This is a genomic window from Deltaproteobacteria bacterium (assembly GCA_009929795.1).
In the GTDB taxonomy this organism is placed as follows: domain Bacteria; phylum Desulfobacterota; class Desulfovibrionia; order Desulfovibrionales; family Desulfomicrobiaceae; genus RZZR01.
Genome location: RZZR01000390.1, coordinates 1 through 1163 on the forward strand (window position 1 = coordinate 1; position 1163 = coordinate 1163).

Consider the following 1163-nt stretch of genomic DNA (forward strand, 5'->3'; position numbering starts at 1 on the left):
CCTCGCCGTCGCAGGCCGGACAGGCGTATTTGGGCCGGATATGGCGCTCCACCCGCATGACGGCCGGGACGTAATCGAGCTTTTCGGAGACCTCTTCGCCGATGCGTTTCAGACAGGCCCCACAGGCGCAGACCTTCTGGTCTTCGGGCAGGTCATGGATAATTTTGATGCGCGGCAGATCATCCGGGAGAGGCTTGCGCCCACGCTTGGCCCTGGTGTGGGCCGGGATCTCAATGACGGGCACTTCTATCGGTTTCGCCTCTGTGATCTTGATCAATGGCAGAGGCAGAATGCCCTGGAAGAGGTCTTTGGATTTTTCGGATTTGGGAGCATACAGGGCAGCCTGCAACAGGGCCACTCGGTCCTGGAGGTGGTTGATCTGTTGGTAGTAATCCCAGATAAGATGTTTGAGTTGCCCAACGTCATCAGGCAGGTTTTTGATATCGCCCATGCCTTTTTCCATAGACGCAATAGCTTGAAATAGCAAGAAATTTAAGCTTAAAACAGCGATTTATATGTCAGATTCGGATGCGCTCCGCGAGGATTTATCGTGAGGCCATCGAGGAGCCAGCCGAGCTGTTGCGGGGTGACGTTCATGACCCCGGCCGCGTGCTCCGGCCAGCAGAAACGATGCTTCTCAAGACGCTTGAACCAGAGGCAGAAGCCGTTGCGGTCCCAATACAGAACCTTGAGCGCATTACGTTTGCGGTTACAGAAGACGAAAAGGTGCCCGGAGAACGGGTCCATATCCAGGATGCCTTGGACCGTCATGCTCAGCCTGTCGATTCCGGCCCGCATATCCGTGACACCAGGGGCGAGATAGACCTTGGTCGCGGGCATCCTCAGCATCGGGGCTCCAATACGGACAGAAGCCTGGCCAGCGCCGCCTCGTCAAAGTCCGCCGGGATGTCCAGGGCGTAGCGATTGCCGACCAAAAGACCGATAGACGGAAGCTTCGGAACCAGAGTGAACGGAAGGGGAACGATCGGGGTGGACGCGTCCATTGTCGCCGTGCTCGACTTGCGCAGCCAGTAGCGAAATGAACTGAGATTAAGGCTGTGCTTAGTGCAGTACCCGGCCCTGCTCATGTCGCTTTGCCGCCACTGCGCCACATGGGTGAACCACCAGGCCGCACGCTTCTGGCCGATATGAGATTTCATGAT

Annotated in this window: 2 protein-coding genes; both read right to left on the reverse strand. The window is 57.1% G+C overall.

Annotation, left to right across the window (positions count from 1 at the left end):
• The coding region (locus EOM25_15210; protein ID NCC26528.1) for an IS66 family transposase at positions 1 to 463 on the reverse strand (463 nt) is incomplete at its 3' end.
• 35 nt (positions 464 to 498) lie between these two features.
• Entirely contained in the window at positions 499 to 849 is a 351-nt protein-coding gene (locus EOM25_15215) for a transposase (protein ID NCC26529.1), read from the reverse strand.
• Between the last annotated feature and the right edge of the window lie 314 nt (positions 850 to 1163).